Raw genomic sequence first — 23,421 nt, 5'->3', positions numbered from 1 at the left:
GACAGCGGACGAGCGAGGGAGCTCCCCATGGCATCGGTCACCTACGACAAGGCGACCCGGCTCTACCCCGGCGGCGACAAGCCGGCGGTCGACCAGCTCGAGCTGCAGATCGAGGACGGCGAGTTCCTGGTGCTGGTCGGCCCCTCCGGCTGCGGCAAGTCCACCTCGCTGCGGATGCTCGCCGGCCTCGAGGAGGTCGACGGTGGCGCCATCCGGATCGGGGACCGCGACGTCACCGACGTGCCGCCGAAGGACCGGGACATCGCGATGGTGTTCCAGAACTACGCGCTCTACCCGCACATGACCGTTGCGGACAACATGGGCTTCGCGCTGAAGATCGCCGGGATGGGCAAGGAGGAGCGCCGCACCCGGGTCGAGGAGGCGGCCAAGCTGCTGGACCTGGAGCCCTACCTGGACCGCAAGCCCAAGGCGCTGTCGGGTGGGCAGCGGCAGCGGGTGGCGATGGGCCGGGCAATCGTCCGCCAGCCGCAGGTGTTCCTGATGGACGAGCCGCTGTCCAACCTCGACGCCAAGCTGCGCGTGCAGACCCGCACCCAGATCGCCTCGCTGCAGCGCCGGCTGGGCATCACCACCGTCTACGTCACCCACGACCAGGTCGAGGCCATGACGATGGGCGACCGGGTCGCCGTGCTCAAGGACGGGATCCTCCAGCAGGTCGCCAGCCCCCGGGAGATGTACGACCGGCCGGCCAACGTCTTCGTCGCCGGCTTCATCGGCTCACCGGCGATGAACCTGGCCGAGGTGCCGCTGGTCGACGGCGGAGCCCGGCTCGGCGACGTCGTGGTCGAGCTCCCGCGGGAGGTCGTGACGGCGGCCGGATCGGACCGGTCCGTCACGCTCGGGTTCCGGCCGGAGGCGATGGAGCTCGCCGAGCCCGGGCAGGGCTTCAAGGCCCGGGTCGACCTGGTCGAGGAGCTGGGCTCCGACGCCTTCGTCTACGCCTCGATCGCCGACGCCGAGCTGGCCGAGCACCTGCACGGTGGCGAGACCGCGCAGATCGTGGCCCGGGTCGACGCCCGGCGGCCACCGGCCAAGGGCGGCGAGGTGTGGTTCACGATCCGCCCGGGCGAGGAGCACGTCTTCTCCACCAGTACCGGCCGGCGTCTCTCGCCCTGACGGAGCACCCCGCCCGGCCGGGGCGGGCGCCGCGCTGGCTCTTCCAGCTGCTGGGCGTGATGGTCCTGATCCAGGCGGCCATCGCGGTCGCCCGGCCGGTGTCCGCCTACCGGGCGATCGACCTGGGCGCCGGGGCCACCGAGATCGGCCTGCTCACCGCGGCGTTCGCGCTGCTGCCGATGGTGGTCGCCCTGCCGCTGGGCCGGGCCGCCGACCGCTGGCGGCCCGAGCCGATCCTGGTCAGCGGGGTGGCGCTGCTGGTCCTCGGCTGCGTGCTGCTGGCGACCAGCGGCACGCTGCCGGCGCTGGCGCTGGGCAACGTGGTGCTCGGGCTGGGCAACCTGGGCTGCATCGTCGGCGGGGAGAACGTCGTCGCCCGGCTGCCCGGTGACCGCCTGGACTCCGGGTTCGGCCTGTTCACCGCGGTCGTCTCGGCCGGCCAGCTGGTCGGGCCGGCGCTGGCCGGCGCGGTGCTGGCCACCGCGCCCGGGGAGCTGTCCACCGGCACCGCCCGTGCGCTGCTGCTCTCCGCCGCGCTGTGCGTCCTCGCCCTGCCGGCGTCCTGGTGGCTGGCTGCCGGCCGGCGGTTCCCGGCGGCCGCGGCCCGGCCGACCGGCCGCACGTCGGCCTTCCGGCTGCTCGGCCGGCCGCCGGTCCGCTCCGGGATCTTCGCCAGCCTGGTGCTGGCCGCGGCGGTCGACCTGCTGACCGCCTACCTGCCGTTGCTGGGGGAGAACCGCGGCATCTCCCCCGCGGTGGTCGGCGTGCTGCTCAGCGTCCGGGCCGGCGCCACGGTGGCGTCGCGGGTGCTGGTGCAGCGGATGCTGGTGCGGGTCGGCCGGGCCCGGCTGGTGGTGCTGAGCACGGTCGGGTCGGGGATCGCCGTGGCGTTCCTGCCCGCCACCGACGACGTCTGGGTGCTGGGCGCACTGCTGGCGCTGATCGGGTTCCTGCTCGGGGTGGGGCAGCCCCTGCTGATGACGCTGATCATCCGGGCGGTCCCGGACGACGCACGCGGCACCGCGCTCGCGCTCCGGCTGGTGGGCAACCGGGTCGGGCTGGTCGGCACGCCGGCGGCGGCCGGGCTGCTGGCCGGGACGGCGGGGGTGTCCGCGGCGTTCTGGCTGCTCGGCGGCCTGCTCGCGGTCGCCGTGGTCGGCGCCCGGCACAGCGACTGAGCCCTGAGGCGCCCTCGCCGAGTGACAGCTGAGCGGGCTCCCGCGCCCGGGGAAGGCCCGCTCAGCTGTCACTCGGCGGCGAAGCCCCGCGGCGGCGTCATCCGGGCCCCGTGCGGTGGCACGTGGTCCTGTGGCGCGAGCCATCGGGGCACGTGACGAGCACCGCAGTCGGCGCCGTCCCGGAATGGCCGGCCGGAGCGGCGACCTTGTCCCCGGCATGGACTTGTTCTCCCCCGTGGCGCTCGGTGACATCGAGCTCGCCAACCGCGTCGTGATGGCCCCGCTGACCCGCATGCGCGCCGGCGCCTCCGGCGTCCCGAACGACCTGCTCGTCGAGCACTACGCGCAGCGCGCGAGCCTCGGCCTGATCATCACCGAGGGCACCTACCCGAACGCCGAGTCGCGCGCCTACCCCGGCCAGCCGGGGATCGTCGACGACGAGCAGGAGGCCGGCTGGCGCCGCGTCGCCGACGCGGTGCACGCCCGGGGCGGGAAGATCGTCATGCAGGTGATGCACGGCGGTCGCGTCTCGCACACCGACATCACCGGCACCGACCGCATCGTCGCGCCGTCGGCGATCGCCCTCCAGGGCGAGGCCCACACCCCGAACGGCAAGGCGGCCTACCCGGTGCCGCACGCGCTGACCACCGAGGAGGCGCGCGCCACGCTCGCCGACATCGTGGCCGCCTCGGAGCGCGCGATCGCCGCCGGCCTGGACGGCGTGGAGGTGCACGGCGCCAACGGCTACCTGCTGCACGAGTTCCTGTCGCCCGCCTCCAACCAGCGGGACGACGTCTACGGCGGCACCCCGGAGAACCGGGCCCGCTTCGTCGTCGAGGTCGTCACCGCGGTCGCCCAGGCCGTCGGTGCCGGCAAGGTCGGTCTGCGGATCTCGCCCGAGCACAACATCCAGGACGCGCTGGAGACCGACCGGGACGACGTCCGGGCCACCTACGGCGCGCTGCTGGACGGGCTGCGCCCGCTGGGCCTGGCCTACCTGTCGGTGCTGCACGCCGAGCCGGCCGGGGAGTTCGTGCAGGAGCTGCGCCGCCGGTTCGCCGGCCCGCTGATCGCCAACAGCGGCTTCGGCACGGTGACCACCCGGGCGGAGGCGGTCGAGCTGATCGACGCCGCGCACGCGGAGGCCGTCGCCGTCGGCCGGATGGCCATCGCCAACCCCGACCTGGTCGAGCGCTGGGTCGGCGCCCACCCGGAGAACACGCCGAACCCGGCCACGTTCTACGCCGCCGGCGCCGAGGGCTACACCGACTACCCGACCCTGCAGCTCAGCCAGAGCTGAGCCCGGGTCGCCCCGCCGGCGCCCGGGCCGATGAGTCCGGGCGCCGGCGGCCGTCCTCCTGCTGAGGGCGCCCGACCCGGCGTCCGGCGTGGACGACGAGAGGACCCGCGATGAGTGCGAACGGCGAGCACCTCCAGCCCTGGGTGGGGCAGACGTACGACGGCCTGGCCGACCTGCTGGCCACCGGGCCGGCCGCGACCTGGGACGCCCCGTCGCTCTGCGCCGGGTGGCAGGTCCGGCACGTGGTGGCGCACGTGACGATGCCGGTGCGGTTGTCGGGCGAGCAGTTCGGGGTGGAGCTGGCCGCGGCCGGCGGGGACTTCGGGCGGCTCTCCGACACCGTGGCGGCCCGGGACGCCGCCCTGCCGGTCGCCGAGCACCTGGCCGCGCTCCGCTCGCCGGTGCTGCACGGCTGGCAGCCGCCCGGCGGTGGCGCCGTCGGCGCGCTCAGCCACGCGGTGATCCACTCCCTGGACGTGACCGTCGCGCTGGCCCGGCCGCCGGTCGCCCCCGCCGAGGCCGTGCTCGCCGTCCTCGACCACCTCACCGCCGTCGACGGCGCGTTCTTCGGGCTGGACCTGGCCGGCGTCCGCCTGGAGGCCGCCGACGCCGCCTGGAGCTGGGGCGACGGCGAGGTCGTCCGCGCGGACAGCGGCGAGCTGGTCGCCCTGATGGGTGGTCGCACGCTCCCCGACGGTCGGGTGCTGCCCCGCGGTTGAGCCGCGCCGTCGCGCCCGGCGGCGGCGCCCGGCCGGCCAGGTCTCGATCCGGTGACGGTCGGCGCCGGCGTCGTGCGGGAGCCGGTCCGGTGGGCACTCACCGTGTTGCGGACCGCCCACACGGGAATGACGACCGCCATCAGCCGACACACGACGTCCTGGGCCGTCGCGCCCGGGGAGGAGATCGTCATGCGCACCTCCACCCTGCCCCGCTCCTCCGCCGCCCGGCCGGGCCGGCGCAGCCGGCTCGCCCCGGTGCCCGTCACCGCCGCGGCCGCGCTCGCCCTGGTCCTCACCGGTTGCGGCTCGCCGGAGGATGCGGGGGACGGGGCGGAGGAGGACGTCACCGCGGTCGACATCTACAACGAGGAGTTCCCGGTCCTCGCGGGCGACGCGGGGGTCATCCAGGACGAGTCCGACCTCTCCGAGCAGGAGGAGCTGGTGGCGGTCGGTGACGTGGGCGCCGTCGCGCCGGGGGCCTTCGTCGCCGGTGGCGTGGGGATCCCGCAGCTGCTGATCGAGGCCGACCCGCAGGCGGCGCTGGCCGGGCTGCCCGACGAGCCCGCCGTGGCCACCGAGGTCCCGGTGTTCGCCGTCCCCACCGACGAGGGCTTCTGGATCGGCACCGAGCAGGTCCGCTTCTGGGTGCAGCTGACCGAGCCGGGTGAGTCCCCGGTGGACGTGGCGCCGGGCGACCGGGTGTCCTTCACCGGCGAGGTCGTGCCGAACGGCGACGGCTTCGTCGAGGGCCTGTCGCTGCCCGCCGACCAGGCCGCTGCGCTGACCGCCCTCGGGTACCACGTGGAGGTCCCGGCCGGCGAGATCACCGTCGGGTGACCCCAGCTCGACCGGTCGCCGTGCGCTGACCCTCGCCCCTGCACAGGGGGACGGCGGGCACCGCACGGCGGCGACCGGTGGGGGTCACGGAACCGTTGCGGACCGTCCACCCCCTTGACATGTGCTCGTCGTCACCCCGACGATCCCCCGCATGACTACGTTGTCATCGGGATCGCCCGACGAGTCGATGACTACGTTGTCATCGGACGTCGACGCTGGTCCGGGCGGTGCGCGAGCGGCCGGCCGACTGCCCACGATGGTCGACGTCGCCCGCACCGCCGGCACCTCGCAGAAGACCGTCAGCCGGGTGGTCAACGCCGAGCCGGGCGTCCGTCCGGAGACCGTCGAACGGGTGCAGCGGGCCATCGCCGAGCTGGGCTTCCGCCGGCACGACGGCGCCAGCCACCTGCGCCGCGGCACCAGCACCGCCAGCATCGGCCTGGTCCTCGAGGACCTCGCCGGCCCGTTCTACGCCGCGCTCACCGCCGGGGTCGAGCGCCGGGCCCGCGAGCACGGGTACCTGCTGCTCACCGGATCCGCCGACGGGGACGCCGAGCGCGCCGGCCGGCTGGTGCAGGCCTTCGCCGCACGCCGGGTCGACGGCCTGCTCATCGCCCCGAACCTGGTCGGCGACGAGGTGCTCACCGCGAACCTCCCGCCCGACGTCCCGGCGGTGCTGCTCGACCGGCCCAGCGCCGACCACGGCACCGACGAGGTGCTGTCGGACAACACCGGCGGCATCGCCCAGGCCGTGCACCACCTCGCCGAGCGCGGGCACCGGTCGATCGCCTACCTCGGTGACGACGAGCGGTTCTGGACCTCCCGCCAGCGCCGCGACGGCTTCCTCGCCGCGTGCGCCGAGCGCGGCCTCCCGACCGACGGCCTGGTGTCCCTCGGTGCGCTGACCCCCGAGCGCATCGCCGCCGCGGTCTCCGGCTGGACGGCGGCCGGGGTCACCGCCGTGGTCACCGGCAACAACCGGGCCAGCGTCGCCCTGCTGCACCACCTGCACGAGCGCACCGGCCCGCGCCTGGCGCACGTCGGCTTCGACGAGCTCGACCTCGCCGACCTCCTCGACCCGCCGCTCACCACGGTCGCCCAGGACGCCGCCGGCATCGGCTCGGCCGCGGTCGACCTGCTGTTCGAGCGGCTCGCCACGCCGACCCTGCCGCCGCGCTCGGTCGTCGTCGCCACCCGTCTCGTCGTCCGGCGGTCCAGTCCGCCGCCGGACGGCGCGTCCGCACCACCTGACCGGTTCGACCGATGACCGCCCGTCCCGACCTCCAGGAGCAGCCCATGTCCCGCACCCGCCTCTCCGTCCGCGCCGCCGTCCCGGTCGCGCTCACCACCGCCCTGCTGCTGGCCGGCTGCGGCGGGGGCGACGACGAGTCGGCGGCCGCCGAGCCGGCCGCCGAGGGCTCCACCGACTCCGCGGTGCCCGACACCAGCGACATCGTCGGCGGGGTCAGCGAGGACGCCGCGCTGGCCGAGGGCCTGCCGGCGGACCTGACCTCGCTGTCCATCGGGTCGAACGTGCAGTCCCCGCCGAACAACTTCTACGCCGAGGACGGCTCGACCCCGGTCGGCTTCGAGGTCGACATCATCACCGCGATCGGCAACAAGCTGGGCCTGGACGTCGAGTACTCCGACATGGCCTTCGACTCGCTGATCACCGGCCTGCAGACCGGCCGGGTCGACGCCACGATCGCCGGGATGAACGACACGCAGGAGCGGCAGCAGTCGATCGACTTCGTCGACTACTTCGAGTCGGGCATCACGATCATGGTGCAGAAGGGCAACCCGGCCGGGATCGAGTCCAGCGCCGACCTGTGCGGCCAGGCGATCGCCGTCGTCCAGGGGACGACGCAGGAGGACTTCGCCGCCGAGCAGTCCGCCGAGTGCGAGGCGAACGGTGAGGAGCCGCTGGCGGTCACCGCGACCCCGAGCGACTCGCAGAACCAGACCCAGCTGCGCACCGGCCGGGTCGACGCGATCCTCAACGACCTGCCGACCGCCGTCTACATCTCCCAGACGGCCGGCGACGGCGAGTACTTCGAGACCGTCGACCAGGACCCGATCAACGGCGGCCCCTACGGCATCGGCCTCAACAAGGAGGACGCCGCGCTGCGCGACGCCATCCAGCAGGCGCTGCAGCAGCTGATCGACGACGGCACCTACGAGGAGATCCTCACCGCGTGGGACGTCACCTCGGGCGCGGTCGACCAGGCGACCGTCAACGGTGGCTGAGCGCGCCGGCGCGGCGCTGACCAGGCCGGTCGACGCACCGGGGGACGGCGACCTGCTGCCCCAGGTGCGGATCCGGCACTGGGGGCGCGTGGTCGCCGGGCTCGCCGTCCTCGCCGTCCTCGGGTTGCTGTTCCAGGCGATCTCCCGGGGCGACATCGACTACGCCAGCATCCCGGCGCTGCTCACCCAGGACGTCATCCTGGAGGGCCTGGTCGACACCATCGTGCTGGCGGTGATCGCCCAGGCCGGGGCGATCGTCATCGGCACGGTGGTGGCGCTGATGCGGACCTCGGCCAACCCGGTGCTGCGCTGGGTCTCCTGGGCCTACATCTGGGTGTTCCGCGGTCTGCCGGTGCTGCTGCAGATCCTGCTCTGGTACAACATCGCGCTCGTCTTCCCGACGTTCACGATCCCGATCCCGTTCACCGACGCCTACCTGCTCGACCAGCCGGCGAACGTGATCATGACCGGCTTCCTGGCGGCGCTGCTGGGGCTGGGGCTCAACGAGAGCGCCTACATGGCCGAGATCGTCCGGGCCGGGCTGACCAGCGTCGACCGCGGGCAGACCGAGGCGGCCAAGTCGATCGGGATGTCGCCGGCAAAGGTGCTGTCCCGGGTGGTGCTGCCGCAGGCGATGCGGGTGATCATCCCGCCGACCGGCAACGACTTCATCAACATGCTCAAGGGGACGTCGATCGCCTCGGTCATCGGCTTCACCGAGCTCATCCACGCAGCCAACGCGCTCTCCAGCCGCAGCCTCGCGGTCATGGAGACGCTGCTGGCGGTGGCCGTCTGGTACATGGTGGTGGTGAGCGTGGCCAACGTCGGGCAGTACTACCTGGAACGGCACTACAACGCCTCGATCCGGCCCACGGGCACCCGTGGGTCCGTGTGGGCCAAGGTCGGCGGCTCGCTGCGCACGCCGCCGTTCATGCGGGGTTCCCGGTGAGCGGGGGTGCCGCCCAGGGCGAGGTGCTGGTGCGGGCGCGTGGGTTGCGCAAGCACTACGGGTCGCTGGAGGTGCTCCGCGGCGTCGACCTCACGGTGCGGCGCGGGCAGGTCGTCGTCCTGCTCGGGGCCTCGGGTGCGGGCAAGAGCACGCTGCTGCGTTGCGTGAACCACCTCGAGGCCGCCGACGGCGGCGAGATCTGGGTGGACGGCGTGCCGATCGGCTTCCGCCTCGACGGCGACCGGCTGCACGAGCTCCGGGAGAAGGACGTCGCCCGGCAGCGCGCGGAGATCGGCATGGTCTTCCAGCGGTTCAACCTCTTCCCGCACCGCACCGTGCTGGCCAACGTGACCGAGGGGCCGGTGCAGGTGCGCGGCGTCCCGCGGCGCGAGGCGGAGGCCTACGCCCGGGAGCTGCTGGAGCGGGTGGGGCTGGGCGACAAGGTCGACACCTACCCCGACCGGCTCTCCGGCGGGCAGCAGCAGCGGGTGGCGATCGCCCGGGCACTGGCGATGCGGCCCAAGCTGCTGCTGTTCGACGAGCCGACCAGCGCCCTGGACCCCGAGCTGGTCGGGGAGGTGCTGGCGGTGATGACCGAGCTGGCGCGGGAGGGGATGACGATGATCGTCGTGACCCACGAGATCTCCTTCGCCCGCGAGGTCGCCGACCACGTCGTCTTCATGGCCGGCGGGGTGGTGGTCGAGGAGGGGCCGCCGGAGCAGGTGATCGGTGCGCCGCAGCACGAGCGCACCCGCGCGTTCCTGGCCCGGGTCACCGCGTGAGCGCTGGTTACCTGTCCTCCTTCGCCGAGGACGAGGGCTACCTGGACTTCGCCCGGGTCGGCCCGCCGTCCCGGCCGGTGGTCGAGGCCGGCACCGCGGCGCTGGCCGCGGTGTCGGCCGCCGGGCTGGGCACGGTCGACGAGCTGATGGGCGCCGAGGGCCGGGCGCTGGCCGCGGCGTCCCGGCTGCTCGGCTTCCCGCCGGGCAACGTCGCCTACTCGCCGAGCACCTCGGCCGGGCTGTTCCAGGCGGCGTTCGCGGTGCACGGCCCGGTGCTGGTCAGCCCGGCGGAGTTCCCGGCGAACCTCTACCCGTGGTGGCGCGCGGCGTCGGCCGGGCGGGTCGGCGTCGTGCCGCTGCCGGCCGGGCCGGTGACGCCGGACGCCGTCCGGACCGCCCTGCCCGGCTCCGACGCGGCGGCGCTCGTGGTCAGCGCCGTCGACTTCGCCACCGGCTTCCGGGCCGACCTGCCCGGGCTGCGCGAGGTGCTGGGGGAGCGGCTGCTGGTCGTGGACGCGATCCAGGGCCTCGGCGCCGTGGACGAGGACTGGACGGCGGCCGACGTGCTGGTCGCCGGTGGGCAGAAGTGGTTGCGCAGCGGCTGGAGCACGGGGGTGGTCGCGGTCTCCGACCGGGCGCTGGAGCGGCTGGACCCGCTGCTGGCCGGCTGGACCGGGGTGCAGGACGCCACCGGCTACGACGGGGAGGAGCACCCGCTGGCCGAGGGGGCGGCCCGGTTCAGCACCACGAACACCAGCCCGGTCGCGCAGGCCTGCCTGGCCGCGGGGCTGGAGCTGCTCGAGGCCGCCGGCCCCGCGTGGGTCGCCGGCCGGATCTCCGCGCGGGTCGACGAGCTGCTGGAGCTGCTGGACCGGCGCGGGGTGCTCGTCACCTCGTCCCGGGAGCGGGCCGCGCGCGCCGGGATCGTGGCGTTCCGGGTGCCCGGCGTCGACGGTGCGGAGCTGCACGCGGCCCTGGGCCGGGCCGGGGTCACCTGCACCCGGCACGGCGAGCGGGTGCGGCTGAGCGTGCACGCGACGACCACGCCGGTCGCGCTGCAGCGGGTGGACGACGCCCTGTCCCTCCTCGGTGCGACGGCCGCCCAGGCCTGATCGCACCGGTCTGCGCCGACCGGGGTCCGCCCTCGCCGGACGACCCCGGTCACCACCCGGCGGGGCGCCCCCGCAGGCCGCGGGGGACGTGGCGTAGGAGGTCTCGATCCGGTGACGGTCGGTGTCGGGTTCGTGCACGGGCCGATCCGGTGGGCACCCACTGTGTCGCGGGCCGCCCGGATCAGGAGCGGCGACCGCCCCCAGCCGACAGACCACGTCCTGGGCCCGTCGCGGCCCGGTGAGGAGATCGTCATGCGCACCTCCACCCTGCTCCGCTCGTCCGCCGTCCGTCCCGGTCGGCGCAGCCGCCTCGTCTCGGTGCCCGTCACCGGTGCTGCCGCCCTCGCCCTCGTCCTCACCGGTTGCGGTTCGGACGACGAGGTGGGCGTCGGGGACACCGACGTCGTCGAGGAGGACGCGAACCTCCTCGAGGAGGAGACCGAGATGTCGGAGTCGGAGATGTCGGAGACCGAGATGACGGAGGGTGACGCTGCGGACTCGACCGGCGCCGGTGCCGCCGTGCCGGGCTCGTTCGTGGCCGGCGACGTCGCGATCCCGCAGCTGCTGACCGGGGCAGACCCCCAGGCCGCGCTCGCCGAGCTGCCCGACGAGCCGGCCGTGGCCACCCAGGTGCCGGTGTTCGCCGTCCCCACCGACGAGGGCTTCTGGATCGGCACCGAGACGGCCAAGATCTGGGTGCAGCTGGTCGGGCAGGGCGAGTCCCCGATGGACGTCAACCCCGGTGACCGGGTGTCCTTCACCGGCGAGGTCGTGCCGAACGGCGACGGCTTCGTCGAGGGCCTGTCGCTGCCCGCCGACCAGGCCACCGCGCTGACGGAACTCGGCTACCACGTCGAGGTGCCGGCCGGCGAGCTCACCATGGGCTGAGTCGCCGCTGTGCGCGGTCGTCAGGCGGCGTGCTGGGCGGGGAGCTGGTCGGTCAGGGCCTCGGCCAGGTGGCGGCCCCGGGGCGGCAGCGGCGGTGCCGCGTGGATGACCTGGATCGGCTCGGGCGCGGCCTCCACCGTGGGCTCGGCTGCCTCCGCCTGGACCGGCTCGGCCACCGGTGCCGCCGCCTCGGGCAGCGGCACCCGGACCGAGGCCGGGTCCTCGGCGATGGTGGCGACGGCGGCGAGGCCGTCGGCGTGGATGCGCGCGATGGACGCCAGGACGGCGGTGGCCATCTCCTCGATGGCCTGCACGTCCGTGGCGGTGTGCTCGGCGGCAGCGTGGATGCTCATGTCGTCGTCATCGGCAGCCTCCCGCGCCGCCGGAACCGGTTCGTCACGAGGATCCTCAGCGGCGCGGTCCCGGCGCCTCCCGGATCAGACGCCGGAGGCGGCGGCGGGCACCCGGGCCACCCGGGGTGGCGCGGCCGGCCGGCGTCGCAGTGCCCACTCGACCACCGCCAGGTTCACCACCCAGCCGGCCAGCATCGCCACCACCCGGCCACCGCCGCCGGGCTCGCTGCCCAGGAACACCCAGGGCAGGTGGGTGAGCACCTGCGTCCCGGCACCCAGGCCGATCGCGTAGCCGCGGGCCATCCAGGCGCGGTGGTCCGGCACGTCCCGCCGCCGGATGGCCACCACCCCGAGCACGATGCACCCGGCCATGGCCACGCCGAAGAACAGCCGGATCGGCGTCAGCAGCACGTCGTCACCCGCCGGGCGCGCGTAGGACAGCGTCATCCACACCCCCGACAGCGCCGCCGCGAGCCCGGCGAGGACCAGCACCCGGCCGGCCCGCCGGTGCCAGGCGGGCCGGCGCCGGCGGATCCGCGGTGCGAACTGGAAGGCCCCCAGCAGCGTGTACACGGTGGCGCTGACGATGTGCACCACGACCGGTACCGGTGCGGCGACGAACCGGGCGTTGGCCGCGGTCACCTGCGGATCGCCGGCCAGATCGGTCACCCGGGCCGCACCGGCGAGCACCGGGACCAGCCCGAGCAGGAGGAGCCCGGCGAGGACCCACCACTGGCGCCTGTCCGCACTTCTCGAGGCCATGACGCCCTCTCCCCATCGCGGGTGTACGGCGTACACCCATGACGAGGAACGTAGGTGTACGCCGTACACCTGTCAAGGAGGTAGGTTGCCGCCGTGGCTCCTCCCGCGCGGCGCGCACCACTGAGTACCGAGCGGGTGCTGCGTGCCGCGGTCGACCTCGCCGACGTCGCGGGCGTCGAGGCGGTGAGCATGCGGCGGCTGGCCCAGGAGCTCGGCGTCGTCCCGATGGCGCTGTACAAGCACGTGGCGAACAAGGACCAGCTGCTGGACGGCATGGTCGACGTCGTCCTCGCCGAGATCGACCCGGCTGATCCGGCGCTGGACTGGCAGGCCGCGGTGCGGGCGCGGGTGCTGTCCGCCCGGCAGGCGGTGCTGCGCCATCCCTGGGCTCGACAGGCGATCGAGTCCCGCACCCACCGGACGCCGACGGTGCTCGGCCACATGGACTCGCTGGCCGGCGCCTTCCGTCGTGGCGGGTTCTCCGCCGACCTCACCCACCACGTGATGCACGCGCTGGGCAACCGGATCTGGGGCTTCAGCCCCGAGCTGTTCTACGAGCCGCCGGCCGCGGACGCGGCGACCCCCTCTGTCGCGGAGCAGCAGGCGCTGGCGGCGGAGTTCGCCGAGCGGTACCCGCACATCCTGGAGATCGCGGTCGCGGCGACCGGTGGCGACCTGTCCGGCGTCGGCGGGGGGTGTGACGAGCAGTTCGAGTTCGAGTTCGCGCTGGACCTGCTGCTGGACGGCTTCGACCGGCTGCGCGTCCAGGGCTGGAGCTCCCGGCGCAGCTGACGTCAGCCGCGCGGCGGCGCGGGTGGGAGCCGGCTCCGATCCGTGGTGGAGCTCATCGCCGGCCTCCACTGCCCGGGATCGTGGCCGGGCCGTCGGCGACCACGCGCCCCTGGTCGAGTGCCAGCACGGTGTCGGCGTGGGCCACCGCGGCGTCCTCGTGGGTGGCGTGCAGCACGGCCGCACCCCGCCCGGCCTCTGCCCGCAGGGCGTCCAGGAGGGCGTCCTGCGTCGCGGCGTCGACCCCGGCGGTGGGCTCGTCGACGAGCAGGACGTCGGCCCGCGCGACCAGGCCCTGGGCGACCAGGGCCCGCTGTCGCTGTCCGCCGGAGACGGCCGCCAGCGGTCGGTGCAGCAGGGGAGTGAGGCCCAGCCGGTCCGCGCACTCGGCGATCCGGGCGCGGTCGGACCGGCGCAGCCGCCGCCACGGCCCGCGCTCCCGCCAGCAGCCCATGGCCAGCGTGTCCCCGACGGTGAGGGGCAGCTGGGCGCTGACGGTGCCGTGCTGTGGCACGTACGCCACGCTCGACCCGCGGGGGCGCTCGATGCGGCCGCCGGTCGGCGGCAGCACCCCGGCCAGGACGTCGAGCAAGGTCGACTTCCCTGCTCCGTTCGGGCCCACCAGCGCCGTCACCGTCCCGGCCCGGAGCCCGGTCGTCACGCCGTCCAACGCGAGGACGGCGCCGCGGCGGACGCTCAGGTCATGCACGGCCAGCACCGGACCAGGCTAACAGGACTGAGAATCGTTCTCGGTAAGGTGCGGGTGTGGCCTGGCTGATCGACCCGCTCCTGCTCCCGTTCATGCAACGGGCGCTGCTGGGCGGCGTGCTGGCCGCGGTCACCTGCGCGGTGGTCGGCACCTGGGTGGTCGTCCGCGGCCTGGCCTTCCTCGGGGAGGCGCTGGCCCACGGCATGCTGCCCGGTGTCGCGGTGGCGGTGCTCGCCGGCTGGCCACCGCTGGTCGGCGCGGCGGTGAGCGCCGGGCTGATGAGCGCGGGGGTCGGCGCGGTGTCCCGGCGGGCCGGCCTGTCGCACGACACGGCGATCGGGCTGCTGTTCGTCGGCATGCTCTCGCTCGGCGTCGCCATCGTGTCCCGGTCGAGGTCGTTCGCCACCGACGTCACGGCGATCCTGTTCGGCGACGTCCTGGCCATCCGCTCGGCCGACCTGCTGCTGCTCGCCGTCGCCCTGGTCGTCCTGGTCGGGGCCACGGCGCTGCTGCACCGGCCGTTCGTCGCGCTTGCCTTCGACCCGCGCACGGCGGCCACCCTGGGCCTGCGGCCACGCGCGGCGCACGTCGCGATGGTGCTGCTGGTGACGGCCGCGGTCGTCACCTCCTACCAGGCGCTCGGCACCCTGCTGGTGGTCGCGCTGCTGCTCGCCCCGGCTGCCGCGGCCCGCCAGTGGACCGACCGGCTGCCCTCGACCATGGCGCTGGGTGCGCTCTTCGGGGCCGCGGCCGTGCTCGCCGGCCTGCTGCTGTCCTGGCACGCCGGTACCGCCGGCGGTGCCTCCATCGCCTTCTCCGCGGTGGGCCTGGTGGCCCTCTCGGTCGCCGCGCGCGCCGTCGTCCCCCGCTGACCCCCCGATGTCTGGAGTCCTCCCGTGTCCCGACCACCCCGCCTCGCCCTGAGTGCCCTGACCGGCGTGCTGCTGGTCGCCGGCTGCGGCTCCGGCGGTCCCGGCGCCGCTGACGACACCTCGGACGACGCGGCCGCCCCGAGTCCCTCCGGCGGGCACGGCTACGTCGAGGGCGCCGCCGAGCTGACCGAGCCCCAGCTGCAGCTGGCCTACCTCGACGGGGCGGGATCGGTGCACGCGCTGGACCTGCTCACCGAGGAGCAGGCCGAGCTGGGGTCCGTGGGTGAGGTCTCCTCGGTGGCCACCGACGGCCGGTTCCTGTTCGCCGCCTCCGAGGCCGCAGGAGAGCTGACCGTCGTCGACACCGGCACCTGGACCGTCGACCACGGCGACCACGTGCACTACTACCGCGCACCCGCACAGGTGGTCGGCAGGCTGGACTGGTCGGGGGAGGTGCGGGTGGCGTCGTCGGAGACGCTGACCGCCCTCTTCTCCCCGGACACCGGCACCGGCGTGGTGCTCGACCGGGCCGCCCTGGGTCAGGGGGAGGTCGAGGAGGTCGCGAGCGTCGGCGGTGAACCGCACGACGGCGCCCTGGTGCCGCTGGGCAACTGGCTGGTCGCGACCACCGCCGACTCGGTGGTCGGACTGGACGCCGAGGGGGAGCCGCTGCCCGGCGGCGGCGCGGAGTGCGCCGACCCCCGGGGTGGGCACCCCACCCGGGTCGGGGTGGTCGTCTCCTGCGCCGACGGCGCCGTGCTCGCCACGGGCGGCGGCGACACGATCGCGTTCGAGCGGATCCCCTATCCGGAGCCGGTCGCCGAGGGCGAGCGGGCGGCGGGCCTGGACAACCGGGCCGGTCGTCCGTCCGTTGCCGCCCCGGCCGGGCAGCGTGGCGTGTGGGTGCTGGACAGCCGGGCCCGCAGCTGGCAGCTGGTGCCCACCGACACCCCCTGGGTGCACGCGGTGGCCGCCGACGACGCCGACGACCGGGTGGTGGGCGTGGACGCCGCCGGCCGGGTCGTCGTGCTCACTCCCGAGGGCGGCGCGGTCGCGGCGACGGAGCCGCTGCTGCCGGTGGACCGGCTGGCCGAGGTGGACCTGCAGGTCGACGCCGACCGCGCCTACGTCAACGTGCCCGGTGGCGACCGGCTGATCGAGGTCGACTACGCCGACGGCGCCCGGGTGGCCCGGACGTTCGCCACCGAGGTCGAACCGGCGCACCTCGCGGAGACCGGGCTGTGAGGCGCGCGGCCGCACTGTTCGTCACGGGGGCGTTGCTCGCCGGCTGTGGTGGCGCCGCCGCCGACGACCGGCCCCTGGTGGTGGTGACGACGAACATCCTCGGCGACGTCGTCGGCGAGCTGGTGGGCGAGCAGGCCGAGGTGCTGACGCTCATGCCGGCCGGCGCCGACCCGCACTCCTTCGAGGTGTCGGCGCAGCTGGCCGCCCGGATGCGCGAGGCCGACCTGCTCGTCGCCAACGGCCTGGGGTTGGAGGAGGGCGTGGCGCGGCACGTCGAGGCCGCCCGGGGGGACGGGGTGACCGTGGTGGAGGCCGGGGAGTTCGTCGAGCCGGTCGAGTGGACCACCGAGGACGACTCCGGCATCGACCCGCACTTCTGGACCGATCCCCAGCAGGTGCTCGCCGTCGTCGACGGGGTGACCGACGCGCTGGCCGACGTCGACGGCCTCGACGACGGCCGGCTGGCCACCGACGCCGACCGCTACCGCGGGGAGGTCGCCGGGCTGGACGCGGAGATGGCCGAGCGGTTCGGCGAGCTCCCGCCGGAGCGCCGCGCCCTGGTGACCAACCACCACGTCTTCGGCTACCTCGCCGAGCGCTTCGACTTCACCGTGGTGGGTGCGGTGATCCCCAGCGGCACCACGCTGGCCTCGCCCAGCGCCAGCGACCTCGACGAGCTGGCCACCGCCGTCCGGCAGGCCGGCGTGCCGACGATCTTCGCCGACTCCTCGCAGCCGGACCGGCTGGCACAGGTGCTCGCCGAGCAGGCCGGGCTGGACGTCGCGGTCGTCCCGCTGTTCACCGAGTCGCTGACCGCGGACGGGGGCGGCGCGGACACCTACCTGCAGATGATGCGCGCCAACACCGAGGCGATCGTCGACGGACTGGGTTGAGACCGATGTTGGGATTGAGAATCATTGTCAGTATGGTGACGGGCATGAAGACCGCTCGACTCTCTCCCCCCATCCGCTGGGCCACCCTGGGTGCAGCGGGCCTGCTCGTCGTGGGCTGCTCCAGCGACTCCGGCACGACCCCCGACGCCTCCTCCGGCGACGTCTCCCCGGCCGCGTCCGTCGAGGAGGTCTCCGCCCCCCAGTCCCGCGTGGTGCTCACCTACGACGGCGGCGTCCTGGTGCTCGACGCCGGCACCCTCGAGGTGGTCGGCGACCACGAGAAGGACGGCTTCCTCCGGGTCAACGCCGCCGGCGACGGCCGGCACGCCCTGGTCACCACCGACGAGGGCTTCCAGGTGCTCGACACCGGGGTCTGGACCGACGGCGGCACCTCCTACGCCGGTGACCCCGAGCTGACCGACGACGTGTTCGCCGCCGACACCGCCGGGCACGTCGTCGTCCACGGCGACCGCACCGTGCTCTTCGCCGACGGCACCGGCGACATCACCTCCTTCGAGACCGCCGCCCTGCGCAGCTCCGAGGGCCTGCCCGAGACCGAGGAGTGGACGTCGGAGGAGGCGCACCACGGCGTCGCCATCGAGCTGGAGGACGGCTCGATGCTGTCCACCCTCGGCAACGAGGACGGGCGCTCCGGCGTCCGGGTGCTCGACGCGTCGGGTGCGGAGGTCGCCCGCAACGAGGAGTGCCCGGGCGTGCACGGCGAGGGCACGGTGGCCGGTGAGGTCGCGGTCTTCGGCTGCGAGGACGGCGTGCTGGTCTACGACGGGGAGTTCGCCAAGCTCACCGCTCCCGACGAGTTCGGTCGCACCGGCAACGTCTTCACCACCGAGACCTCGCCGGTCGCGCTGGGCGACTACAAGAGCGACCCGGACCTGGAGGGCTACCTGCTCTCCGACATCGCGCTCGTCGACACCGCCGCCCCCGGGCTGACGGTCGTGCCGCTGCCCGAGGGCGTCCGGTACACCTTCCGCGACCTGGCCCGCGGCCCGCAGGACGAGGCGGTCGTGCTGGGTTCCGACGGTGCCCTGCACCTGTTCGACGAGGAGTCCGGCGAGCTGCTGGAGAGCCACCCGGTCATCGACGCCTGGGAGGGGCCGGCCGAGTGGCAGGACCCGCACCCGGCGCTGAAGGTCGTCGACGGCATCGCCTACGTCACCGAGCCGGCCGCGAACGCCGTGCACGCGGTCGACCTGGCCACCGGCGAGGTGCTGGCCACCGGCGAGCTCGACGTCACCCCCAACGAGATCGCCGTCGTCACCGGCTGACCTCTCTCCCCACCCGACGGGCCGGGCCGGCACCTCGCCGGCCCGGCCCCCTCGTCGTCCCGGGCGGTCAGGCGGGGGGTGCGTCGCCGTCGGGAGCGGGGCGGTGCCAGCCCCGCGTGACCGAGGCGCGGCACCGGTCGGGGTCGTCGCCGGAGGCGGTGAACAGCGCGGCGAGCAGGAAGGGGCCGTGGTCCAGGGTCTCCCGGGGCAGCGGCCCGGTGGCGACCAGGGAGACCAGCCCGTGGCCGAGACTCCAGCTCTGGACCGCCAGGTCCAGCGGGACGACGTCGCGGCGGTAGCGGCCGGCGTCCCGCCCCCGCCGGGCGGCCTGCACGAGGTGCTCCAGGGTGGCGTCGGCCGCCGGGAGGTCCTCCAGGTCGACGCTCGCGTCGAACATGACCCGGTAGAGGTCCGGGTGGGTGAGGGCGTGATCCAGGTAGGCCGCGCACAGGGCGGTCAGGTCGCGCACCGGGTCGGGGGAGACGGGCACCGCGGTGAGCCGGGCACTCAGCCGGGTGAAGCCCTCCTGTCGCAGTGCCTGCCAGAGGCCGTCCATGCCGCCGAAGTGCGTGTACACGGCCATGGTCGAGACGCCGGTGCCGGCGACCAGGGTGCGCAGGGTGACCGGTTCGCGGGCCCGGAGCATCACGGCGGCCCGCTCGATCAGCCGGGTGCGGACCGCCGGGTCCTTCGGGCGGGCCATGCGGCGACGGTACATGCCATAACGCTGCTATGTTGACGCGGTGCCCGGAGGGCCGGGCGGCCACGAGCGAGGAGTCAGCATGGCGATCACCCTGATGAACCCGACCGGACTGCCGGCGCCCGACGTCTACCACCAGGTCTCCGTCGCGACCGGGTCCCGGCAGGTGTTCGTCGCCGGCCAGGTCGCCGTCGACGCCACGGGGGAGAAGGTCGGCGTCGGCGACTTCACCGCCCAGGTCGCCCAGGCCTACCGCAACGTCGGCACCGCCCTGGCCGCAGCCGGTGCGACCTTCGCCGACGTCGCGACGATGACCGTCTTCGTCGTCGACTGGACGCTGGACAAGATGCCGGCCTTCCTCGAGGGCGTCGCCCGGGCGTCGGCGGAGCTGGGTGTCACCCCGGCCGCGCCGGCCTCGCTGATCGGGGTGTCGGTGCTGTTCGACACCGACTTCCTGGTCGAGGTGCAGGCCACCGCCGTCCTGGACTGAGGCGGCGGTCCGCGGCCGGGCACGTCGCCGGCCCGGCCGCGGACGGCGTCACCGGCGCCGGGCTGCGGCGCCCAGCGCCGGCGTCGTCCACATGTTGTCGCCGACGTTGACCGTGTGGCCGGGCGGGACGATCGCGTCGATGCGGTCGAGCACGTCGTCGGACAGCTGCACGCCGTCGGCGGCGAGGTAGGACTCCAGGTGCTCCATCGTGCGCGGCCCGACGATCGCCGAGGTCACCGCCGGGTGCCGGACCACGAAGGCGATCGCCAGCTGCACCAGCGTCAGCCCGCTCTCGTCGGCGAGTGTGCCGAGGGCGTCGGCAGCGTCGAGCTTGGCGGCGTTCGCCGGGTCCGCGGCGTCGTAGACCCCGGGGAAGCGCTGCGCGCGGCCGACCGAGCCCGGCCCGCTGACCTCCTGGCCCTTCCGGTACTTGCCCGACAGCCAGCCGCCGGCCAGTGGGCTGTAGGTGAGCACGCCCATCCCGTACCGCTGGGCGGTGGGCAGCACGTCGGCCTCGACGGCGCGGGTGAGGACCGAGTACGGCGGCTGCTCGGTGCGGAACCGCTCCCGGCCGCGGCGCTCCGCGGTCCACTGTGCCTCGACGATCTCCGAGGCGGGGACGGTGGAGGCGCCGAAGGTGCGGATCTTCCCGGCGTGCACCAGGTCCGACAGGGCGCCCAGCGCCTCATCGACGTCGGTGGCCGGGTCGAGCCGGTGCACCTGGTAGAGGTCGATCCAGTCGGTCCCGAGCCGGCGCAACGAGTTCTCCACGGCCTGGGTGATCCAGCGCCGGGACGTGCCGCGCTGGTTGGGGTCCTGCCCGAACGGCAGGCCGACCTTCGTGGCCAGGACGACGCCGTCGCGCCGGCCGCCGGCCAGGGCCTTGCCGACGACCTCCTCGGACTCGCCGCCGGAGTACACGTCGGCGGTGTCGATGAACGTGATGCCGGCGTCGAGGGCGCGGTGGACGATCCGCACGCCCTCGTCGTGGTCGGGGTTGCCGACGGCGCCGAACATCATCGCGCCGAGGCAGAGCTGGCTGACGGAGATGCCGGTGCGGCCGAGATGGCGTAGTTCCACGGGGAGCTCCTCGCGCTGGGTAGGCTGTGCCCGAAACGGACAGCCTGTCCGCCAACCGTACCGAACACCCTCTCCACTTAGGAAGCCCATGACTCCCGACGCCGTCCGTCCCGCTGTGCGGCGTGCCGACGCCGAGCGCAACCGGGAACGGATCCTCGCCGCCGCGCGCCAGGGGTTCGCCGAACCGGGCGCCCCGCTGTCGATGGCCGAGGTCGCCCGCCGGGCCGGGGTCGGGATGGCCACGCTCTACCGCAACTTCCCCGGACGGCGGGAGCTGCTGGAGGCGCTCTACACCGACCAGGTGGACGACGTCTGCGCGGCGGCCGCCTCGGTGGCCGGCTCCCCGGGTGACGCGCTGGTCGCCTGGGTGCACCGCTTCGCGTCCTTCATCGCGAGCAAGCACGAGCTCGCCGCCGAACTGCTCGCGCAGACCGACGGCCCCGGCCCGGTGCTCGACCGGAGCCGGGAGCGGGTGCTGGCCGCCGGCCGGCCGCTGCTCGCCGCCGCCCAGGCGGCCGGGGACGTCCGCGGTGACCTGACCCTGGAGCAGGTGCTCGACATGGTCATCGCGGTGAGCGCCATCCACGGCGACCCCGACTACTCCCGCCCGATCCTGGCCACGGCGCTGGACGGGTTGCGCGCCCGCTGATCGCACCGGCCGGCGGGCGGCGGCCTGGGGCCCGGTCCGGCCTGGTCGGGACGCCCGCGGCACCCCGGCTCGTGCCGGGTACCGACGGGCCGCGGCGGGTGCGTACGTCAGTCGGTGGCGTCGTCCCCGTCGTCGGTCCAGCGCTGCCACCGGTCGCCCCAGCTGACGTCCACGCCTTCGGTGATCCACGCCTCCAGGTCGGCCAGGCGCTCGTCGGCCTGCTCCTGGGTCAGGTCGCCGTCGGTGACGGCCTGGGTGAGCCGCTCCTGCGCGTCCGCGACCAGGGCGTCGACCAGCGTCTCCACGGCCACGCCCTGCTCTTCGGCCACCGAGGCGAGCGTGGCGCCGTCGGCCTGCAGGGCCGTGCGCAGGTCCTCCTCGGTCATGCCCAGGGCCGTCGCCGCGGTCTCGAGGCCGGCGCCGCCGTGCCAGCCGCCGCCGTGCCATCCACCGTCTCCGCCGCCGTGCCACCCGCCGTGGCCGCCGCCGTGCCAGCCGCCGAGGTCGGCCTCGTCGAGGGTGGTGGCGACCTCGTCGACCTGCTCCTGGGTGAGGGAACCGTCCTCGACCAGCCCGGCCAGCGCCTCGGTGATCCGGTCGACCCGCGAGGAGCCCGCGGACGCCGTGTCCGTGTCCGTGTCCGTGGCGGCCAGCGCGGGGACGGCGAGGGCGGCGCCACCCACGGCGAGCACACCGGCGGTGGTCAGGGTGATCAACTTCGTGCGCACGAGGGTCTCCTCCGACTCCGGCCAGTCGATCCGACCGATGCCCTCAGCGTCGGCTGCCCGGCTGTGCGGAGCCTGTGCTCGCCATGGGGCTCGCCTGTCGAGGTGAGCTCGCCCGGCCGTCCGTGCCGCGCGGTCAGCGTGCTCTGGCGGCGCTGACCGACTCGGTCGTCAGTCTCCGGGTTCGACGGTGGATGCCTCGGCGCGCGTGCGCTCGTGGTGCCGGCGGGCCTTCATCCGGTTGCCGCAGGTGGCCATCGAGCACCAGCGGGCGCGGTTGGGCTTGCTGTGGTCGATGAGGAACAGCGCGCACTCGTCGTTGGCGCACGGTCGCAGCCGCCCGGGGCTGGTGCGGTGCACGGCATCCCAGGCCAGCAGCGCGCGGACGACCAGGGTGCGGGGCGGCGGGACGTCCGTGAGGCTCCAGCTGATGCCCTCGTCCTCGATCGAGGGCATCAGGCGCACGTCGGACAGCAGTGGTGCCAGCGCCTGGGCACCCTCGTTCCCGCGAGCGACCGCCTGGAGCGCGTCGCGGGCGGCGCGGGTCGCGTCCTGCTCGGCGACCGAGCCATCGCCGCCGCGGTCCCGCAGCCACGCTCTGCCCTGGTCGCCGTCCAGCAGGTCCTGCTGGGTGCGGTCGACGACCGGCGTCGTGTTCAGCAGCTCGAGCAGGAACGCCTCGTCGGCGGGCCTGTCGTCGACCAGTCGCATCTAACCTCCTCGGTTCGGTTGACAGGTTACAGACTGGCGTGTCAGCGTCTGTAACCACCAACCGAATCTAGAAGGGTTAGTCGCCATGGCCCACGTCCACCACCGCTTCGCCAGAGTCGACGGGCGGCAGCTGTTCTACCGGGAGGCCGGATCGGCCGACGCCCCCGTCGTGGTCCTGCTGCACGGGTACCCGACCAGCTCGTTCATGTTCCGCGAGTTGATCCCGCAACTGGCCGACCGCTACCGGGTGGTCGCGCCGGACATGCTGGGCTTCGGGCTGTCCGATGCGCCGCCGGTGGCGGAGTTCGACTACACCTTCGACGCGCTGGCAGACCTGACGGCCCGTCTGTTGGAGCAGCTGGGCGTGACCCGGTACGCGATCTACGTCCAGGACTACGGCGCCCCGGTGGGCTGGCGGCTGGCGCTGGGCGACCCGGAGGCGGTCACCGCGATCGTCACCCAGAACGGCAACGGCTACGACGCCGGCTTCGTCGACAGCTTCTGGGCCCCGGTCTGGGACTACGGACGGGACCCGAACGCGGACACCGAGGCGGCGATCCGGACCGCGCTGAGCCTCGACGCGATCCGCTGGCAGTACCTGCACGGGGTCGCGGACCAGACGCTGGTCAGCCCGGACGCCTGGCACCACGACCATGCCCTGGTGTCCCGCCCCGGCAACGACCTCGCCCAGCTGGCGCTGTTCCGCGACTACCGCACGAACCCGCCGCTCTACCCGGCGCTGCACCAGTACCTGCGCGACAGCCAGGTGCCCGTGCTCGCCGTCTGGGGCGGGAACGACGAGATCTTCGCCCCCGAGGGTGCGCGCAGCTTCGCCCAGGACGCCGTCGACGCGGAGGTCCACCTGCTGGACGGCGGGCACTTCCTGCTGGAGAGCGCCGGTGACCGGGTCGCCGAGCTGATCCGCGACTTCCTCGGCCGCCGGCTCCCCGGCGCTGCTGCGGCCTGATCCCCGGTCAGGCGCCGGTCGAGGGACCTGATCCCGGAGCT

Annotated in this window: 26 protein-coding genes; 19 read left to right on the top strand and 7 right to left on the bottom strand. The window is 74.5% G+C overall.

Going from position 1 to position 23,421, the window contains the following annotated elements; translation table 11 throughout:
- The first annotated feature begins 27 nt into the window (after positions 1–27).
- From FB380_RS05470 to FB380_RS05420, 11 genes are all read left to right on the top strand, one after another.
- Complete coding sequence (locus FB380_RS05470) at positions 28–1,137, top strand: ABC transporter ATP-binding protein (RefSeq protein WP_166754193.1); 1,110 nt, start codon at positions 28–30, stop codon at positions 1,135–1,137.
- 59 nt (positions 1,138–1,196) lie between these two features.
- Positions 1,197–2,315 carry an MFS transporter gene (locus FB380_RS05465; RefSeq protein ID WP_229681866.1) on the top strand — a complete coding sequence of 373 codons (1,119 nt, stop codon included), beginning with the start codon at positions 1,197–1,199 and terminating at the stop codon, positions 2,313–2,315.
- A gap of 217 nt (positions 2,316–2,532) precedes the next feature.
- Entirely contained in the window at positions 2,533–3,615 is a 1,083-nt protein-coding gene (locus tag FB380_RS05460) for an alkene reductase (RefSeq protein ID WP_166754191.1), read from the top strand.
- A gap of 110 nt (positions 3,616–3,725) precedes the next feature.
- Positions 3,726–4,334, top strand: a complete 609-nt coding sequence (locus FB380_RS05455) for a maleylpyruvate isomerase family mycothiol-dependent enzyme (RefSeq protein ID WP_166754190.1) — start codon at positions 3,726–3,728, stop codon at positions 4,332–4,334.
- Between the two features lie 189 nt (positions 4,335–4,523).
- The gene (locus FB380_RS05450; RefSeq protein ID WP_166754189.1) at positions 4,524–5,171 is read left to right on the top strand and encodes a hypothetical protein; all 648 of its coding nucleotides are present in this window, start codon (positions 4,524–4,526) and stop codon (positions 5,169–5,171) included.
- A gap of 256 nt (positions 5,172–5,427) precedes the next feature.
- Entirely contained in the window at positions 5,428–6,438 is a 1,011-nt protein-coding gene (locus FB380_RS05445) for a LacI family DNA-binding transcriptional regulator (RefSeq protein WP_166754188.1), read from the top strand.
- Between the two features lie 29 nt (positions 6,439–6,467).
- Positions 6,468–7,418, top strand: coding sequence for an ABC transporter substrate-binding protein (locus tag FB380_RS05440; protein WP_166754187.1), 951 nt, complete (start codon positions 6,468–6,470; stop codon positions 7,416–7,418).
- Positions 7,411–8,367, top strand: coding sequence for an amino acid ABC transporter permease (locus FB380_RS05435; RefSeq protein WP_229681738.1), 957 nt, complete (start codon positions 7,411–7,413; stop codon positions 8,365–8,367). Before FB380_RS05440 ends, FB380_RS05435 begins: the two co-directional genes overlap by 8 nt.
- A complete protein-coding gene (locus FB380_RS05430) occupies positions 8,364–9,149 on the top strand; it encodes an amino acid ABC transporter ATP-binding protein (protein WP_425563406.1) in 786 nt (261 codons plus the stop codon). Before FB380_RS05435 ends, FB380_RS05430 begins: the two co-directional genes overlap by 4 nt.
- A complete protein-coding gene (locus FB380_RS05425) occupies positions 9,146–10,261 on the top strand; it encodes an aminotransferase class V-fold PLP-dependent enzyme (RefSeq protein WP_166754186.1) in 1,116 nt (371 codons plus the stop codon). Before FB380_RS05430 ends, FB380_RS05425 begins: the two co-directional genes overlap by 4 nt.
- Before the next feature lie 252 nt (positions 10,262–10,513).
- A complete protein-coding gene (locus FB380_RS05420) occupies positions 10,514–11,149 on the top strand; it encodes a hypothetical protein (RefSeq protein WP_166754185.1) in 636 nt (211 codons plus the stop codon).
- 20 nt (positions 11,150–11,169) lie between these two features.
- On the opposite strand, the gene FB380_RS05415 is transcribed toward FB380_RS05420, so the two are convergent.
- Together FB380_RS05415 and FB380_RS05410 are read right to left on the bottom strand one after the other, a co-directional pair.
- Positions 11,170–11,502 carry a hypothetical protein gene (locus FB380_RS05415; RefSeq protein WP_166754184.1) on the bottom strand — a complete coding sequence of 111 codons (333 nt, stop codon included), beginning with the start codon at positions 11,500–11,502 and terminating at the stop codon, positions 11,170–11,172.
- 84 nt (positions 11,503–11,586) lie between these two features.
- Positions 11,587–12,264, bottom strand: a complete 678-nt coding sequence (locus FB380_RS05410; RefSeq protein WP_166754183.1) for a DUF2306 domain-containing protein — start codon at positions 12,262–12,264, stop codon at positions 11,587–11,589.
- Between the two features lie 93 nt (positions 12,265–12,357).
- Here FB380_RS05410 and FB380_RS05405 point away from each other — a divergent pair, with 93 nt between their 5' ends.
- Positions 12,358–13,056: a TetR/AcrR family transcriptional regulator gene (locus FB380_RS05405; protein WP_208382760.1), complete on the top strand. Its 699-nt coding sequence runs from the start codon at positions 12,358–12,360 to the stop codon at positions 13,054–13,056.
- Between the two features lie 52 nt (positions 13,057–13,108).
- On the opposite strand, the gene aztA is transcribed toward FB380_RS05405, so the two are convergent.
- Positions 13,109–13,771, bottom strand: coding sequence for a zinc ABC transporter ATP-binding protein AztA (aztA, locus tag FB380_RS05400; protein ID WP_208382759.1), 663 nt, complete (start codon positions 13,769–13,771; stop codon positions 13,109–13,111).
- Positions 13,772–13,818: 47 nt separating this feature from the next.
- On the opposite strand from aztA, the gene aztB reads away from it, so the two are divergent.
- From aztB to aztD, 4 genes are read left to right on the top strand one after another with little or no spacing between them, the layout of a single operon-like run.
- Positions 13,819–14,634: a zinc ABC transporter permease AztB gene (gene aztB / locus FB380_RS05395; RefSeq protein WP_166754182.1), complete on the top strand. Its 816-nt coding sequence runs from the start codon at positions 13,819–13,821 to the stop codon at positions 14,632–14,634.
- Between the two features lie 24 nt (positions 14,635–14,658).
- Positions 14,659–15,879: a WD40 repeat domain-containing protein gene (locus FB380_RS05390; protein WP_166754181.1), complete on the top strand. Its 1,221-nt coding sequence runs from the start codon at positions 14,659–14,661 to the stop codon at positions 15,877–15,879.
- Positions 15,876–16,772: a zinc ABC transporter substrate-binding protein AztC gene (gene aztC / locus FB380_RS05385; protein ID WP_166754180.1), complete on the top strand. Its 897-nt coding sequence runs from the start codon at positions 15,876–15,878 to the stop codon at positions 16,770–16,772. The genes FB380_RS05390 and aztC overlap by 4 nt, the downstream gene beginning before the upstream one ends.
- Before the next feature lie 44 nt (positions 16,773–16,816).
- On the top strand, positions 16,817–18,058 hold the full coding sequence (gene aztD, locus FB380_RS05380) for a zinc metallochaperone AztD (RefSeq protein WP_166754179.1): 1,242 nt from the start codon (positions 16,817–16,819) through the stop codon (positions 18,056–18,058).
- Between the two features lie 67 nt (positions 18,059–18,125).
- Here the strand turns inward: aztD and FB380_RS05375 are convergent, their stop codons facing one another.
- Positions 18,126–18,761 carry a TetR/AcrR family transcriptional regulator gene (locus tag FB380_RS05375; protein WP_166754178.1) on the bottom strand — a complete coding sequence of 212 codons (636 nt, stop codon included), beginning with the start codon at positions 18,759–18,761 and terminating at the stop codon, positions 18,126–18,128.
- Between the two features lie 79 nt (positions 18,762–18,840).
- Between FB380_RS05375 and FB380_RS05370 the strand changes: the two genes are divergently transcribed.
- Positions 18,841–19,248: a RidA family protein gene (locus FB380_RS05370; protein ID WP_166754177.1), complete on the top strand. Its 408-nt coding sequence runs from the start codon at positions 18,841–18,843 to the stop codon at positions 19,246–19,248.
- Positions 19,249–19,296: 48 nt separating this feature from the next.
- Here the strand turns inward: FB380_RS05370 and FB380_RS05365 are convergent, their stop codons facing one another.
- A complete protein-coding gene (locus FB380_RS05365) occupies positions 19,297–20,328 on the bottom strand; it encodes an aldo/keto reductase (protein ID WP_166754176.1) in 1,032 nt (343 codons plus the stop codon).
- Positions 20,329–20,416: 88 nt separating this feature from the next.
- On the opposite strand from FB380_RS05365, the gene FB380_RS05360 reads away from it, so the two are divergent.
- On the top strand, positions 20,417–20,977 hold the full coding sequence (locus FB380_RS05360) for a TetR/AcrR family transcriptional regulator (RefSeq protein ID WP_166754175.1): 561 nt from the start codon (positions 20,417–20,419) through the stop codon (positions 20,975–20,977).
- Positions 20,978–21,084: 107 nt separating this feature from the next.
- Here FB380_RS05360 and FB380_RS05355 read toward each other — a convergent pair whose 3' ends face one another.
- Positions 21,085–21,705: a hypothetical protein gene (locus FB380_RS05355; protein ID WP_166754174.1), complete on the bottom strand. Its 621-nt coding sequence runs from the start codon at positions 21,703–21,705 to the stop codon at positions 21,085–21,087.
- Between the two features lie 168 nt (positions 21,706–21,873).
- Positions 21,874–22,413 carry a CGNR zinc finger domain-containing protein gene (locus FB380_RS05350; RefSeq protein WP_166754173.1) on the bottom strand — a complete coding sequence of 180 codons (540 nt, stop codon included), beginning with the start codon at positions 22,411–22,413 and terminating at the stop codon, positions 21,874–21,876.
- An 85-nt stretch (positions 22,414–22,498) separates the two neighbouring features.
- On the opposite strand from FB380_RS05350, the gene FB380_RS05345 reads away from it, so the two are divergent.
- Positions 22,499–23,380, top strand: a complete 882-nt coding sequence (locus FB380_RS05345; RefSeq protein WP_166754172.1) for an alpha/beta fold hydrolase — start codon at positions 22,499–22,501, stop codon at positions 23,378–23,380.
- Positions 23,381–23,421 lie beyond the last annotated feature (41 nt).

Source organism: Modestobacter marinus (genome assembly GCF_011758655.1).
Classification (GTDB): Bacteria; Actinomycetota; Actinomycetes; order Mycobacteriales; family Geodermatophilaceae; genus Modestobacter; species Modestobacter marinus.
The sequence above is the reverse complement of the archived record's forward strand: the minus strand, read 5'-3'. Positions and strand labels throughout refer to the sequence as shown.